Genomic DNA, 15,867 nt, shown 5'->3' on the forward strand with positions numbered 1-15,867 from the left:
GAAGATGACAGTCAAACATAAATGGTGGCAAGAAGCAATTGGCTACCAAATTTATCCCAAAAGTTTTCAAGATAGTAATCATGATGGAATTGGGGATATTCATGGGATTATTCAACATTTAGATCAGTTGAAAGATTTAGGTATAACAGTAATTTGGATTAGTCCAATTAATTTATCGCCAATGGTAGACCATGGTTACGATATTTCTGATTATCTACAAATTGATCCTTCGTTTGGAACTAATGAAGATTTTGAGGAACTAATAGCCGCCGCTAATGATCGAGGGATTAAAGTCTTATTGGATTTGGTAATTAATCATACTTCTTCTGAACATGAATGGTTCAAAAAAGCAATGGCGGATTTAAATAGTGAGTATGCGGATTATTATGTGATAAAAGAAGGTAAAGGCGATTTGCCACCAAACAATTGGCGCTCGATTTTCGGCGGCAGTGCGTGGGAAAAAATCGCTGGCACAAATAAATACTATTTGCACTTATTTACAGTAGAGCAGCCAGATGTCAATTGGGAGAATCCCAAACTACGGCAGGAATTGTATAAGGTGATTGAATTTTGGTTGGACAAAGGGGTAGCTGGCTTTCGGATTGATGCCATTTCCCACATTAAGAAAATTTATGATCAAGAGGATAGTCCCGCTGATGGACCTGACGGCTTAGCAACCAATTGGGAATTATATCGAGACGCAGAAGGCATCGGTGAGTTTCTCGGAGAAATGCGCGATATGACTTTTAAAGGCAAGGACATTTTAACGATTGCTGAAATGGATGTTGAGGATCCTCAAAAATGGGAGGAATACTTCGGTGATGATGGCTACTTCACCTCGATTTTTGACTTTTATCACACACCTTTTACAGTGCAAGACAAAAAATATCGAGATGATCCAGTAGCTTTTATTGAAATGTTGAAAAAATTAGTGTTTAAAAAACAGCAATTAGCTAACGGGCGTGTGTTTTTCACAAATTTCATTGAGAATCATGATCTGCCAAGAGCTCTGAATCGCTTCATTCCTCAAAAAGAGATTAGCTTTCATTCGGCCTCAGCACTGGCATTGTTTTATTTCTTTTTGCGGGGAATTCCCGTGATTTATCAGGGCCAAGAAATTGGCATGGTGGATTATCCAAAAGCGTCGATTGAAGAGTATGTAGACTTGGCCACCCACAATAACTACCAAGACTATCTTTTGCGCAATTATACCGAAGTTGAAGCTCTGCAACAGATTAATATTGAAAATAGAGAGAATAGTCGGACGCCTATGCAATGGGATAATACAGCTTATGCAGGCTTTAGCGATGTAACACCTTGGTTTGCGGTCAATCCTAATTATCCTCAATTGAATTATCAAGTAGAAGAAGAGAATCCAGCCTCCTTGTTGAATTTCTATAAAAAAATGACAGCTTTGCGTAAAAAAGCTGCTCTGCAGCCGATTTGGATTGATGGTGATAGTTTGCCAATCTTAGAAGACTATGCCGGATGCATCGCATATCAGCGGGTATTAGCTAATCAAAGATTAACCGTCGTAATTAATTTTACTAATAAAAAAATGACGCTGCCTTTGGAGAAATCGGAAGTGCTGCTAACTAATTATGACCACGTTGCTTGGAAGAAAAAACAAGTGGAATTGCAACCGTATCAAGGACTTATCTTAAAGGATTAGGGAGCGTAAAGGATGAAAAAAAAATGGTGGAAAGAGGCGGTTGTCTATCAGATTTACCCCAAAAGTTTTCAAGACAGCAATGGGGATGGGATTGGCGATATTCCAGGGATTATCACTCGTTTAGATTATCTCAAGGAACTGGGGATTAATGTTATTTGGCTATGCCCTGTATACAAGTCACCGATGGATGATGGAGGTTATGATATCGCCGACTATTATCAAGTTGATGAGATGTTTGGCAGTAATCAGGATTTGGAGGAACTATTAACCAAAGCCAATCAACTAGGAATTAAAGTTTTGATGGATTTGGTAGTCAATCATACATCAGATGAACATGTTTGGTTCCAAGAAGCGATTAAAAATCCTGCCAGTCCTTACAGGGATTACTATGTCTTCCGCGAAGGCCGTGGGGGTCAAGCACCTAATAACTGGCGCTCTTATTTTGGCGATTCTGCTTGGGATTTGGTACCAGGAGAGGATAATTTATTTTACCTTCACGCTTTTACAAAAAAGCAACCGGATCTAAATTGGGAAAATGACAATTTGCGACAGGATATTTACGATATGATTAACTACTGGTTAGATAAAGGCTTAGCTGGTTTTCGGATTGATGCAATTTTAAATATTAAAAAGCGAGTTGAGCTAGGGGACTTTCCCGCAGATGGTGAGGACGGACTGACCTTTATTGGTCCATGGATTTTAAATCAGCCGGGAATTGAAATTTGGTTAAAAGAAATGAAGGAAAAAAATTTTATCCCCCATGACAGCATGACGGTTGCCGAAGCGAATGTACCTCATGAGCGTTTAGGTGAATATATTGGTGAAGATGGTTTTTATTCCATGGTTTTTGATTTTAGTTATACAGATATCGACGTGCCGACAACCGGGGAATGGTTTAAACCGAGTGGCTGGACTTGGCCATTATTTGCAGAAAAAGTTTTCGAGAGTCAAGTGGAGACACAAAAACAGGGGTGGGGAGCGACTTATCTAGAAAATCATGATCAACCCCGTTCGCTTAATAAATATTTACCAGCAGCCGATATCAATAATGAAAGTAAAAAAATGTTGGCTACATTATGGATGATGCTTCGGGGAACCCCGTTTATTTATCAGGGAGAGGAACTAGGGATGACGAATAACGCTGGGATGACAGCTATTAGCGATTTTGATGATATCGCCACCCATGACCAATTTCATAGGGCTAAATTGTCCGGTATGACACAAACTGCAGCATTTGAAGCTGTCAGCCAGCGCAGTCGTGATAATTCCCGCACGCCAATGCAGTGGGAGAATTCAAAAAATGCTGGTTTTTCAACTGCTGATCAAACATGGTTAAAGGTGAATCCCAATTATCCTGAAATAAATGCTGCATCTGAAATTTCTGATGAACATTCAGTCTTTCGTTATTACCAACAACTAATTGCGTTGCGGAAAAACAGTATTTATCGTGACGTTGTCATCTACGGAGAATTTCAACCAGTTTTGACTGACAATAGCCAAACGATTGTCTATCTACGAAAACTTGCTGAAAAGGAAATTCTAACAGTCGTTAATGTGACAAACGAAGTCCAAGAAATTGAAATATCAGAGGATTTCGATCATTTTATTTTAGGGAATTATGGGAGACAAAAAATTTCAGCAGGACAATTGATGCTGAAGCCATACGAGAGTCTCATCATTGCCAATTTTGGAGGATAAAAAAATGAAGCTAACCAATCAAGTCATGCTAATCACCTATGCTGACAGCTTAGGCAAAAATCTGAAAGAACTAAATCAAGTGCTGGATAATTATTTAACGGATGTGATTGGCGGAGTTCATCTGCTGCCCTTTTTTCCATCGACGGGCGACCGCGGTTTTGCCCCGATTGATTATCGGGAGGTGGACAGTGCTTTTGGCGATTGGCCGGAGATTGAAGCGTTAGGGGAAAAATATTACCTGATGTTTGATTTTATGATCAATCATATTTCTCGCCAATCAACTTATTTTAAAGACTTTAAAGAAAAGCACGAAGACTCCGCTTATAAAGAAATGTTCATCCGGATTCACGAGTTTTTTCCTGAAAATCGACCGACACAAGCCGACATTGACTTAATTTATAAACGCAAAGACAAGGCGCCTTTTCAAGAGGTGACCTTTGCCGATGGTCAGCAGGAATTAGTCTGGAATACCTTTGGGGAAGAGCAGATTGATTTGGATGTCACGAAGGCCGTTACTAAACAATTTATTCAAGAAACGATTGCCGATATGGCGGCTCATGGTTGTTCGCTGATTCGCCTTGATGCCTTTGCCTATGCCATCAAAAAATTGGACACCAATGACTTTTTTGTTGAACCGGAAATTTGGGAATTATTGGATGAGGTTAGGGCGGAGGCGGCCACACATCAAGTGGCGTTATTGCCGGAAATTCACGAGCACTATTCAATCCAAATGAAAATTGCCAATCACGACTATTTTATCTACGATTTTGCTTTGCCGATGCTGACTTTATATAGCCTGTATAGCGGTCAGACCGCGCCTTTGGCAAATTGGTTGAAGATGAGCCCGATGAAACAATTTACGACACTGGATACCCATGATGGCATCGGGGTCGTGGATGCCCGGGATTTATTATCCCCGGAGGAGCTGAGCTATACTTCTGAAGAGTTGTATAAAGTTGGCGCCAATGTTAAAAAGATTTATTCCTCTGAAAGCTACAACAACTTAGATATTTATCAAATCAACAGCAGCTACTACAGTGCATTAGGCGACGATGATCGCAGCTATCTGTTGGCACGGGCGCTGCAATGCTTTGCTCCAGGTATTCCGCAGGTTTATTATGTCGGATTACTGGCCGGGAAAAATGATATTGAGCTATTAGAGGCCACCAAAGAAGGGCGCAATATCAATCGCCATTACTATGACTTAGCTGAAATTGCGGAGGAAGTTCAGCGGCCGGTTGTTCAACAGCTTTTTGAATTATTGAAATTCCGCAATCACAGTGCTGCCTTTGATTTAGCTGGCAGCATCACCGTGGAGACACCAAGCGCAACGGAAATTGTCATTACCCGTAAAAATCAAACGGGTGAGGTAACGGCAACACTGACGGCTGATTGCCAAACAAAAAGCTTCAGTATTTATGAAAATGGCAAGTTGGTTTCTGAACAGTAAATAAAATTTGTCCTTACAACGGAAATTAAACCGTTGTAGGGACTTTTTGTGGTTTGAAGTTGCTGATGGAAGTTAAGAGCGTGAGAGTTGGCCTAACATTTTTAAGACAATCATGGGTAAGCTGACCTAATAATTCTGTAGCTGATGGGATGAATTATTTTAAACCCGTTAGAAATCGCTGTAATAATGTTTCGCCACAATCCAAATACCCACAAGGACTAATTAAAAATTTAGTCCTGTCTATATCGACAGCCTGAATAATTCTCAAAACAAAAAATCCCCGCTGCAATCACTTGAGCGAGGACTCTTCAGGTTTCTTTTATTTCACAGCACCATTGCTCATACCGGCAATGATATTTCTTTGGAAGACTAGATAGACTAAAGTGATGGTGATGATCCCCACCGTGTAAGAAGCAAAGCTTGGGCCGTAGTCGTTGAAATATTGTCCCGTGTAGTTGTATTGGAACAAAGGCAAGGTCCACATGTTAGAATCCCTATTTAAAATCAACAACGGTAACATGAAATCATTCCAGAACCACAGGGCATTGATGATGACGGTGGTTGCATGCATTGGCTTTAACATTGGAAAAACGATTTTGAAATAGGTGGTAAAATGGCTGGCGCCGTCAATTTCAGCAGCTTCATCCAAGCTGACTGGCACGTTTAATTTGATAAAGCCAACGTACAGGAACAGCGTTTGTGGGACAGCATACGTGATGTAAAGCAAGATTAGGCCCCACATATTTGCTAAGCCAATCCGGCTCATCATAACGGTAATTGGAATCATAATGACTTGGAAAGGAACGAAAATTCCTAGAATTAAAAAGAGATACATTAATCCGTAAGCTTTGCCGCTGGACATTTTGCGGGCCAGCGAATAGGCAGCCATCGGGATAATTGCCGTTACTAAGAGGACGGCAATGACCGTGATCACGGCTGAATTCCAGAAGTAATGGCCGATGCCGTCTTCTAGTAGTCGCTTAAAGTTATCCAGTGTGCCGGGATTTGGCAGACTGAAGAAATTATTCATAATATCTGGGGTCGTTTTAAAGGAGCTGAACAAGGTTGCTAGCAGCGGCACTAAAATCATAAAGCCGCCTAACAGCAAGAGCAAGTATTTTGGAATATTTTTTTCTTTCGATGTTTTCATTAGGAACCTCCTATTGTATTGAACTGAATTGGAGAAAAGCGGAACTGAAATCCTACTTCGTGTTAAGGGAATAATTTTCTTGCAGAAAATTAGTTTGATTCTCATCCGTATGTCATTCCGCTAAACAGGCTTTTTCAAGTCTTCTTTTAGCTAAAAGTTTTTTTATTAGCCGAGAGTGACTGTGAAAAGCGGAACTGAAATCCTACTTCGTGTTAAGGTAATAATTTTCTTGCAGAAAATTAGTTTAATTCTCATCCGTATGTCATTCCGCTAAACAGGCTTTTTCAAGTCTTCTTTTAGCTAAAAGTTTGTTTTATTAACCGAGAGTGACTGTGAAAAGCGGAACTGAAATCCTACTTCGTATTAAGGGAATAATTTTCTTGCAGAAAATTAGTTTGATTCTCATTCATCCGTTTGTTTGTAACGGATAAGCTCTTACTCGATTTCAAATTTCTTCGACATTTTTAATTGCACCATTGAAACGAGCCCGATGAGGATAAATAGGACTAGGGCGATGGCATTGGCATAGCCAAATTGGTTATTTTTAAAGGCGTAGTTGTAGACTAAAAGACCTAAAGAGGTTGTGGCGTCGTTTGGTCCGCCGCCGGTTAAGGCAAAGATTTGGTCAAAGGCAGTCAGTCCGCCCTTTAAAGCCATAATGAAGACCATCGAAATACTTGGTAATAAATAGGTCAGTTCAATATTCCAAAAAATTTGTTTGTCATTAGCCCCGTCAATCCGGCCAGCTTCAATGATTTCCTGGGGAATACTTTGAAAACCAGCAAGAAAGATGATAACTGGCATGGCAATTCCCTGCCACAGCAGGACGAAAATCACAGCAAAGATAGCGCCCCAAGTGGTTCCTAAGAGGCCCGTTTGCAGAAATTCAATGCCAAGCGCATTACCGATTGTCGGCAAGCCGTAGTTGAAAATTTGTTTAAAAACTAGGGAAACGACTACGCCGGACAGAACAGCGGGGAAGAAGAACCAAGCTCGAAAGAAGGTTTTTCCGCGGATGTTGGAGTTCAAGGCCCGGGCGATTAAAATCCCAAAGCCGATTTGGCCGGCAATCATGCAAACGGTGACAATTAAAGTGAAACCAATTGATTTAATGAACTTTGGATCTGAGAAGAGGATTTTGTAATTATTCAACCCAACAAAATCAAAATTATAGGTTAAGCCGGTCCAGTTGGTAAGACTGTAAAAGGCTCCTTGCACCATTGGAAAGTAGAAGAAGACGATTTGCAGAATAATTGGAATTGCAACAAAGATGACGGCCCAATAACGGTTTAAAAACTCTTTTATTTTCATGAAACTCCCTACCTTCCATCTGCTTTCATCGGATTAAAGAAAGCGTTCAGTGCATCCACCATCATCTGCTGGTTGCCGTTGTGTAAATAATTTGTCGTCAAGGTGTAAAAATCATTTTCGCTATTCCAGTCTTTGGCTAACCAAACCAAGTGGCGGTCAGTAAAGGCTAACTCAGTCAGGCCGCTTAATGGCGAGTCTTCGTCATTTTCCACCACGCCCTCAACGGCGACAGGTGAACCATCGACATCGTAGTATTTTTGCATTGCTTCTGGAGTGGTCATATATTCAACAAAACGCTGAGCTTCTTCTTTATGCTCAGAAGTTGCAGAAATCGACATCGCCAAATCACCGGCGCCAATCGTCAAACTTTCGCCAGCTTCATCAGCTGGAAACGGGAAGGTAGCCACTTCAAAATCAGGATCTTGCGAATTAATCATCGGCATCGCCCAAGAACCATTCGGCATAATCAAAGCATCGCCTTTTGTGAAGGTCACAACGGTGTCATTGTAGCCGGCTCCCTGCCAGTTATTTTGCAGAGCACCGGGTTCTCTTAATAAATCTAGACGATTGAAATCTCCCTGCATGTCTGGTTCATCGACACTGATGCCGTTGACTTCAGAAAAACGCCAAACATCATTGGCTTCTTCTTCACCGCCGGCCACTGTCGCTAAGGCCAGCTGATGATAACCGTTTAAGGTCCAACCTTCAGACCCAGCTATTGCAAAGGGAACTTGACCTTGAGCTTCAATATCAGCCACTAAGTCTTGGAATTCCGCCCAAGTTTCAGGAGCTTCTAAGCCCATTTCATCAAAGGCAGTTTTATTGTAGTAAAAGCCATAAACATTAGCAGATAAAGGTACATTGTAGACTTTCCCGTCTACAGCGAAACGTTGGGCATATTCATTTTTAATATTTTCCAAGTAAGGCTCATCCGTTAAATCTTCGAGATAGCCGGCTTTTGCCCATTCCTGCAATTCAATACTTTGGGGGTAGAGATTGATGACATCCGGCACGTCACCGGCCAACATGCGGGTTTTAATTACTTCGCCGGCATTGGGAACATCAATCACCTCAACGTGAATGTCAGGATTTTCGGCTTCAAAATCTTTAGCGATTTCTTGGATAGTTTGCGACATTTCTTTTTTCTGGTTAAAATATTCAATCGTCACTCGGCCGTCGCTGCTCGTTTCCGAACTGCCGCAGGCGCTAAGGCCGACCACTGTTAAAGCTAAGCCAGTGGTCAGAAGCCATTTATTTTTAGATAACTGCATTTTTTCCACTCCTATCAGTCAACAAGTTTAAAGCGATACAGCCAAGAAGAAAAATCTTCTGTCTGCTGCGGTAAATAAAAGCCGAGATTCATCAATTCATCGCCACCAAAGAGCTCACCATTTTCAGCTTGGTAGGTTTTAGTTGGTTCTAAGCCTGTTAGTTTCAACAGGCTAAAAGGTTCTTGCCCTTGATTTAGAATTTTAAAGGCCATCACCAGCACTTCTTTTTTATCTTGAGCGATAAACTGCCACGCACATTCATTGCTGGTAAAAGGATTTTTTAAGCGGGCAAATTGACCAAATTGGACCGTTTGCCGAATGTCTTTATATAAGGAAACTTGTTCAGCAACAGCTTGTTTTTCGGTCTTTGTTAGTTTTGTTAAATCCAATTCATAACCAAAAGTCGAACTCATGGCGGCATTTCCCCGAGTCTCTAAGGAAACCTTGCGACCGGTTTGATGATTGGGAATATCAGAAACATGAGAGGTGAAGGCAGACGGCGGATAGACTAAGGAAGTGCCGTATTGAATTTTCAAACGCTCAACAGCGTCCGTATTGTCACTTGTCCATGATTGCGGCATATAGTGTAAGATGCCGCTGTCGAAACGACCACCACCACCGGAACAGCCCTCCCAAAGAATGTCGGGATACTTTGTAACTAGGTTTTCTAAAAGCTCATAGAGTCCTAAAATATAACGGTGGAAGGCTTCCCCTTGATTGCTCGGCGCCAATTGCTGAGAAAAGACTTCTGATAGGCTGCGGTTCATATCCCATTTAACATAATCAACATAGCCTTCATCAAAAATGGCTGATAGCTGATGAAAGACATTGTCCCGCACTTCTTTGCGACCTAGGTCCAACAAATGCTGGCTGCGACTCGGTGCCGGCGTGCGACCGGGATAAGCCATCAGATAATCTGGATGCTCACGATATAAATCGGAATCAATGGAAATCATTTCTGGCTCCATCCACAGACCGAATTGCAAGCCTTTTTTATGAACATAATCAGCAAAATGATTCAAGCCCTTTGGAAATTTGCGTTTGTCTACAACCCAATCCCCTAAGGAACTGTTGTCGGCATCCCGCTGGCCGTACCAACCATCATCTAGGACAAACATTTCAATGCCAACCTCAGCGGCAGCATTGACAATCGGTAATAATTTTTCTTCGGTGAAATCAAAATAAGTGGCTTCCCAGTTATTCACTAGAATCGAGCGTTCCGCGTTGCGGTACTTGCCTCGAGCTACCCGGTTGGTCAATAAATCATGATAGGCTTGGCTCATTTTGTTTAAGCCTTGATCTGAGTAAACCATCAGAACTTCCGGTGTTTGGAATGTTTCGCCGGCATTTAACTCCCAAGCAAAATCTTCCTCATTAATACCAGCTACTAAACGCAGCTGATCAATTTGGTCTCGCTCTATTTCAAAGCTGTGGTTGCCAGAATAAACTAGATTAAAGCCAAAGACCTCTCCTTGAAATTCATCGGCGGCACCTTTTTCTAAAGCGATGAAATTATTCATGTGATGACTCGTTGAGCCGCGGCGGCTACCGAACTTTTTAATGCCATAGCCAATCGCTTCTTTTTGGACTTGGCGTTCTTTATTGTGGGCTCCCGGTAGAGAAATTACCGAAAATTCTTCGGCTGCAAAGTCGAGTTGCAGAGAAGCCAATTTATTAATCACAGCTGAATGATTGCTTAGATTTCTTAGCTGAGTTGAACGGGCAATCACCGGGCGATTTTGATAAATTGTGTAATAGTTAGCCAATTCTAATTGGCTGACTTCATCAAATGAGGTGATGACCAAGGTTTCGGCTTCGCTGTCAGCTTCGACATAGGCTTGCGGTAAGCCAGTCAAATTGGGCTTGCCGGGAAACATTTCAAAGCCGGTGAATTTAAAATTCAAAGCATAACTGCCATCGGCTTGAACAATTTTAGCAGCGGGGGTTCGATAATCCCCTTCGCCGGCCATGCTATATTCCCTTAGTAATGTGTCTTGAGAATAACGGCGGTCCTCAACACCAGCCAGATTGCCGGAGAAGCCGCGGTCAACTCGGGGATATTTTCTTTGGCCGTGATAATTCTCAACGGCCTTGCCAAAATATAAATGGCTGATTAGATCAAAATCCTCAACTGCTAACAGGTAGCTGATCTGTTGATTTTTTAAATGAAAGACCTGCCGCTCACCGTCGTAAGAAATTAAGTTTGTCATAGTTCTGTACTCCTTTAAAAAAAATATGTAGTGGTTCAGTGGATTTGAAAACGTTTACTGTCGATGGATTAATCATAACAAGAATTTTTTTATAAAAACATGGTTAGGTGTGGGTAAAATATGTCATAATGTAATTAAGACATTTTGACATATTTTCTGGAGGGAAAGCGATGCTATACGAATACAAGAAAGTTAGTATTGAACATTTTGACTGTAATGTCCTCTTCTTTGGGCGGGAATTAACGCCGGCGGATTATGCCTACTCCGGCAATAATGCGCGGGATTATTATGTGTTGCATTTTATTTTATCGGGGAAGGGTAGCTTTGCCAGTGCCGGCAATCGCATGACACATTTAACGGCGGGGGATGTTTTTATTTTGCCGCGGGGGGTACCGTGTTTTTATCAAGCGGACCATCAAGATCCGTGGGAGTATAGCTGGATTGGTTTTTCCGGCAGCAGCGTTCGGGATATTTTGCTCCAGAGTCAATTAATGGAGCGGCATTACTTAAAGGGTGTTGCCAGCAGTCAGTTTGCCAAAGAATATCAAACTTTATATCAGAGCCTGCATCAGCCTTTGAATTTGAGTCACCGCCTCTTAGTGCAGAGCGGGATTTTTCAGACCTTCCATCAGCTGATTCAGGAATATCCTTCGCAAAAAGGCCAGTCAAAAACTAGTTCCTATGAGCATTTCAGTCAAGCGGTGCAGTTGATGAAGGATAATTTGGCAGATGGCTACAATGTCACCGATGTCGGTGCGGCGTTGCATCTATCCCGCAGCTATCTCCATACGATTTTTAAAAAATTTGCGGAAAGCAGTCCACAGCAGTATTTATTAAATTTGCGGGTGGAAACGGCCAAAGAATTTTTGAAGGACACCAATTATTCTCTGCAAAATGTCGCCAGTCTGGTAGGCTATAAAGACCAGTTTACATTTTCTAAAGCCTTTAAGCGGCTGGTGGGGAAATCACCGCAGGAATTTCGTTTAGAAAAATAGGTTAGGAAGAGCTTGATAAATCTTTCCACGACTAACTTAAAAATAAAAAAAGACAGTAAGTTTCTTTTGAATCTCTTAGCGAAGGTTTTGCCTTTGCTGGAAATTCAAAAATAGCAACTTACTGCCTTTTTAGTTTAAGAATGTAACTTGGCTTCTTTGGCTAGTGCTAAACAGCCTAAAGTGCCGGCATTGTCTTCCAACTCCGGTGTAACAATATAATCTGCTAGCGGCGGAGTTTTGACATAGCCGTTAATTAATTTAGTGAAGGCTTGATGTACTTTTTCAACCATATGGCGCTGCTTCATCACACCGCCACCAAAAATAATTACATCTGGCGAAAGCATCAAGGTTGTATTGTAGGCACATTGGGCAATGTAGTAGGCCTCCATATCCCAAAAAGGGTCGGTCTCCGGAATGTCTTGGCCTTTTTTGCCATTGCGTTTTTCAACGGCCGGTCCAGCTGCCATTCCTTCTAAACAGTTGCCATGGAAAGGACAGCTGCCTTTGAAGCTATCATCTGGATGGGGCACGACCATCATGTGGCCCATTTCTGGATGGCTGAAGCCTTCGACAAATTGGCCGTTTTGCAATGCACCGCCGCCAACGCCAGTCCCGATTGTATAATAAACTACGCTGGATAAGCCTTGACCTTTACCAAAAACATATTCACCATAGGCTGCGGCATTCACATCGGTGGTCCAAGCAATTGGCAGTGAAAAAGCCTTTTTCATGCTGCCGACAAAATCAAAATTTTGCCAGGAAATTTTTGGTGTGGATGTAATAAAACCATAAGTCGGTGAGTCCCGATGAATATCAATCGGGCCAAATGAGCCGATGCCGATGCCTTTTAATTCAGCGGCATATTTTTGGAAAAATTCAATCACCAAGCCCATTGTTTCTTCTGGGATGGTTGTGGGAAAACTCACTCTTTCTAAAATTTCTAATTCTTCATTGGCGACAGCGCAGACAAATTTAGTCCCGCCGGCTTCGATTGAACCGTACATGTACATTTCCTCCAGTTTATAAAAAATTAGTGATAGCCTTTGCTCAATTTATATTCCGTGGGGGTTAGCCCCAATTCGGCTTTAAATAATTTGCCGAAGTAATTGCCGTCGGAAAAACCGACCGCTTCGGCGAGTTCCTGTAAATTTTTCTTTTCACCTAATAGCTCCAAGGCTTTTAAAATGCGAAACTTCCGCAGATAAGCCATCGGCGTGATGGTGTAGGCGGCCTCAAAAAGATGGATAATTTGGTATTTAGACTTAGCAAAAAGCTCCGCCAAGTCATCCAAGCCAAAATCTTCTTGGAAGTGTTCCTCTAAATACTTTTTAATCTGTTCAGCTTCTGGAGAACGGGCCTGTTGCAGCCGTTCTAATTCCGCCAATAAATCTAAAAAGAAATCAAACGCCAGCTTGGCATTCTCGTGTAAGCTCAAGTCTGCTGTAGCTAAGCTGTCCACCAAGTTGAGCAGTCTTTTTTGAAAGGCGGGGCTGGCCCCTTGACCAATTTGCGTGGGAGCTGTCAACCATTGACGAAAAATTGGCGCAAATTCCAGATAGGCAAACTGCCAATCCGTGCCAGAGTAACTGAATTTTCCCGGGATAGCGGCGACAAAAAAATCGCCGGGCCGTTGGGGAATATCTTTGCCGCCGCTATTTAGTTGCCCTTCACCGGCAAGGGTCAGTTGCAACACCACCAGTTGGTCTTTGCGGGCGGCACCGTCCCAAAAATAATTAGCGTGACCTTGACTGCGGCCTGCACCTTGGATGTAAGGTAAATTTTGGGGTGATAAATAATGAAATCGTTTGACGAACTGCTGCAATTTTTTACCCACCTCCACAATTATTTCTTCTTGCGGCCAATCAGTATCTTGCTTATCCTCATTATATAAACAGTATATACAAACTTGGAGGTAAAGAAAATGCCAATTTTCTATCAAGAGACAGGAAATTTTTTCCATCTGCAAAATCAGCAGCTGAGCTACGTAATTGGGGTGGAAAGAGAAAAATATCTGACCCACCGCTATTTCGGTTCTAGGCTGCCTAGCTATCATGGCAGCAATCATTTACAATTCATTGACCGAGGGTTTGCGACCAATCCTTTTCCTGAAGAGCGGGGCCTATCCCTCAATGCGCTACCATTAGAAACCAGCACGCAGGGAAATGGCGACCACCGAATCGCCAATTATCAAATTCGTTTAGCAAACGGCAGCAATGTGACCGACTTCAGCTATGCTAGTCATAAAATTTATCAAGGTAAACAACGTTTAGCTGGTCTGCCGGCTTTAAAAGGCGGCGAGACTGAGGTGACGACATTAGAAATTCAGCTTGTAGATGACATCAGCCAGCTGCAAATGACCTTGGTCTATAATTTATATGAAAAATTTCCGGTCATTACCCGCAATGTTTTATTTGAAAACAACGGCAGCCAAGCCGTTTTTCTAGAGAATGCCGGCTCGTTGCAGCTGGATTTTCCTAGAAATGATTTTGAGCTGATTACCCTGAACGGCTCCCACACAAATGAAGCCAATCTGCATCGGCAGGCGCTCCATCCCGGAATTCAAAAAATCGAAAGCAGTCGCGGCACCAGCAGCCCGCAGCATCAGCCCTTTATCGCTTTGGCAGATGCCAGCACAACAGAATTTGCTGGGGAAGTCTTTGGCTTTCATTTAGTTTACAGTGGTAATTTTGCAGCGCAAGTTGAAGTGGAGCAGTATGGCTCAAGCCGGCTGCAAATGGGGATTCAGCCGGAGACCTTTGAATGGCAATTAAATCCTCAGACTAGTTTTCAAACACCTGAAGTCGTTATAAATTATAGTCAAAAGGGCTTTAATGGAATGTCGCAAACCTTCCACCAAGTTTATCAAGAGTATCTAGTACCGCAAACTTTCGCCAAAGCGGAGCGACCGATTTTATTAAATACGTGGGAGGCCAATTATTTTGACTTAGCGGAGGAAGAATTAATTCAGCAGGCAAATATTGCCAGTCAATTAGGTATAGAATTATTTGTCTTAGATGACGGCTGGTTTGGTCAGCGCGACGATGACACCACTTCATTAGGTGATTGGCAGGTCAATCAAGATAAACTGCCCCATGGCATCACGGGCTTAGCTGATGAGGTCCACAAATTAGGTTTAAAATTTGGTCTCTGGTTTGAACCGGAAATGATTTCAAAAAATAGTAATTTGTTTATCGCCCATCCTGATTGGGCGTTACAGGTGCCTGACTATCCGTTAACCGAAGGCCGTCAGCAGTTAGTCTTAGATTTAAGTCGAGCTGAAGTTCAAGATTTTGTTGTTGCGGCTTTGAGTCAGCATTTAGCCACTGGAGCCATCGACTATGTTAAATGGGATATGAACCGCCATTTAACTGAGGTGGGCAATTTCGTTTTACCTCCACAGCAGCAAAAAGAAATCAGCCATCGTTATGTGTTAGGCTTGTATCGGATTTTAGCTAGCTTAATTCAACAGTTTCCACAAGTTTTGTTTGAAAATTGCTCCAGTGGTGGCGGTCGTTTCGATCCTGGCATGATGGCCTACATGCCGCAAACTTGGACCAGTGATAATTCTGATGCTCTCTGTCGTACGAGTATTCAATATGGATACAGCTATTTGTATCCGCCGATTATGATGGGGGCCCACGTCTCTGATGTGCCGAATCATCAGGTGGGACGGATAACGCCGCTGGAAACACGGGGCTGGATTGCCATGAGTGGAAATTTTGGTTATGAGCTGGATATCAGCAAGCAAACGCCCGCTGATTTGGGAAAAATTCAAGAACAAATTGCCTTTTATAAAAAGCATCGCCAGCTGTTGCAATTTGGCGAGTTCTATCGTCTGTTGGCACCAACAGCTCAGCAATTTGCGACGGCTTGGCTCTTTAAAAATGAAAAAGAAGCTTTGTTGATTTATTCCAATGGCTTAGCGCAGCCAGCGGTCCCTGCAAATTATTTGAAATTGCATTATCTAGATGCCGAAGCGATGTACCGCAATGATGCAACTGGCGAAGTGGCTAGCGGTGCAGAATTCAATCAGGAGGGAATTTTAATTCCCCGCTTAAAAGAAGATTTTGCCGTGATGGCCGTACATTTTACTAAGGAATAGAAAAAATG

11 protein-coding genes are annotated in these 15,867 nt (G+C 42.4%); 5 read left to right on the forward strand and 6 right to left on the reverse strand.

Annotation, left to right across the window (positions count from 1 at the left end; all coding sequences use genetic code 11):
* Window positions 1–4 precede the first annotated feature (4 nt).
* Genes AC1Z3S_RS08805 through gtfA form a run of 3 tightly spaced genes read left to right on the forward strand, consistent with a single transcriptional unit; the run spans window position 5 to window position 4,820 of the window.
* Window positions 5–1,672, forward strand: coding sequence for a glycoside hydrolase family 13 protein (locus AC1Z3S_RS08805; protein ID WP_461740060.1), 1,668 nt, complete (start codon window positions 5–7; stop codon window positions 1,670–1,672).
* Between the two features lie 12 nt (window positions 1,673–1,684).
* On the forward strand, window positions 1,685–3,370 hold the full coding sequence (locus AC1Z3S_RS08810) for a glycoside hydrolase family 13 protein (protein WP_461740061.1): 1,686 nt from the start codon (window positions 1,685–1,687) through the stop codon (window positions 3,368–3,370).
* Between the two features lie 4 nt (window positions 3,371–3,374).
* Complete coding sequence (gene gtfA / locus AC1Z3S_RS08815) at window positions 3,375–4,820, forward strand: sucrose phosphorylase (protein ID WP_461740062.1); 1,446 nt, start codon at window positions 3,375–3,377, stop codon at window positions 4,818–4,820.
* A 319-nt stretch (window positions 4,821–5,139) separates the two neighbouring features.
* On the opposite strand, the gene AC1Z3S_RS08820 is transcribed toward gtfA, so the two are convergent.
* From AC1Z3S_RS08820 to AC1Z3S_RS08835, 4 genes are all read right to left on the reverse strand, one after another.
* The gene (locus AC1Z3S_RS08820) at window positions 5,140–5,970 is read right to left on the reverse strand and encodes a carbohydrate ABC transporter permease (RefSeq protein ID WP_265457975.1); all 831 of its coding nucleotides are present in this window, start codon (window positions 5,968–5,970) and stop codon (window positions 5,140–5,142) included.
* Between the two features lie 435 nt (window positions 5,971–6,405).
* Window positions 6,406–7,281 carry a carbohydrate ABC transporter permease gene (locus AC1Z3S_RS08825; RefSeq protein ID WP_461740063.1) on the reverse strand — a complete coding sequence of 292 codons (876 nt, stop codon included), beginning with the start codon at window positions 7,279–7,281 and terminating at the stop codon, window positions 6,406–6,408.
* An 8-nt stretch (window positions 7,282–7,289) separates the two neighbouring features.
* Window positions 7,290–8,552, reverse strand: coding sequence for an extracellular solute-binding protein (locus tag AC1Z3S_RS08830; RefSeq protein WP_461740064.1), 1,263 nt, complete (start codon window positions 8,550–8,552; stop codon window positions 7,290–7,292).
* A 14-nt stretch (window positions 8,553–8,566) separates the two neighbouring features.
* Window positions 8,567–10,762 (reverse strand): alpha-galactosidase, encoded by a 2,196-nt coding sequence (locus tag AC1Z3S_RS08835; RefSeq protein WP_461740065.1) that lies wholly within the window; start codon window positions 10,760–10,762, stop codon window positions 8,567–8,569.
* 170 nt (window positions 10,763–10,932) lie between these two features.
* On the opposite strand from AC1Z3S_RS08835, the gene AC1Z3S_RS08840 reads away from it, so the two are divergent.
* Window positions 10,933–11,757 carry an AraC family transcriptional regulator gene (locus AC1Z3S_RS08840; RefSeq protein WP_461740066.1) on the forward strand — a complete coding sequence of 275 codons (825 nt, stop codon included), beginning with the start codon at window positions 10,933–10,935 and terminating at the stop codon, window positions 11,755–11,757.
* A 134-nt stretch (window positions 11,758–11,891) separates the two neighbouring features.
* Here the strand turns inward: AC1Z3S_RS08840 and scrK are convergent, their stop codons facing one another.
* A complete protein-coding gene (gene scrK / locus AC1Z3S_RS08845; RefSeq protein ID WP_461740067.1) occupies window positions 11,892–12,761 on the reverse strand; it encodes a fructokinase ScrK in 870 nt (289 codons plus the stop codon).
* Window positions 12,762–12,787: 26 nt separating this feature from the next.
* Window positions 12,788–13,597, reverse strand: coding sequence for a helix-turn-helix domain-containing protein (locus tag AC1Z3S_RS08850; RefSeq protein WP_461740068.1), 810 nt, complete (start codon window positions 13,595–13,597; stop codon window positions 12,788–12,790).
* Between the two features lie 81 nt (window positions 13,598–13,678).
* Between AC1Z3S_RS08850 and AC1Z3S_RS08855 the strand changes: the two genes are divergently transcribed.
* Window positions 13,679–15,859, forward strand: coding sequence for an alpha-galactosidase (locus AC1Z3S_RS08855; protein WP_461740069.1), 2,181 nt, complete (start codon window positions 13,679–13,681; stop codon window positions 15,857–15,859).
* The last annotated feature ends 8 nt before the right edge of the window (window positions 15,860–15,867 follow it).

The organism is Enterococcus sp. LJL90 (assembly GCF_056924355.1).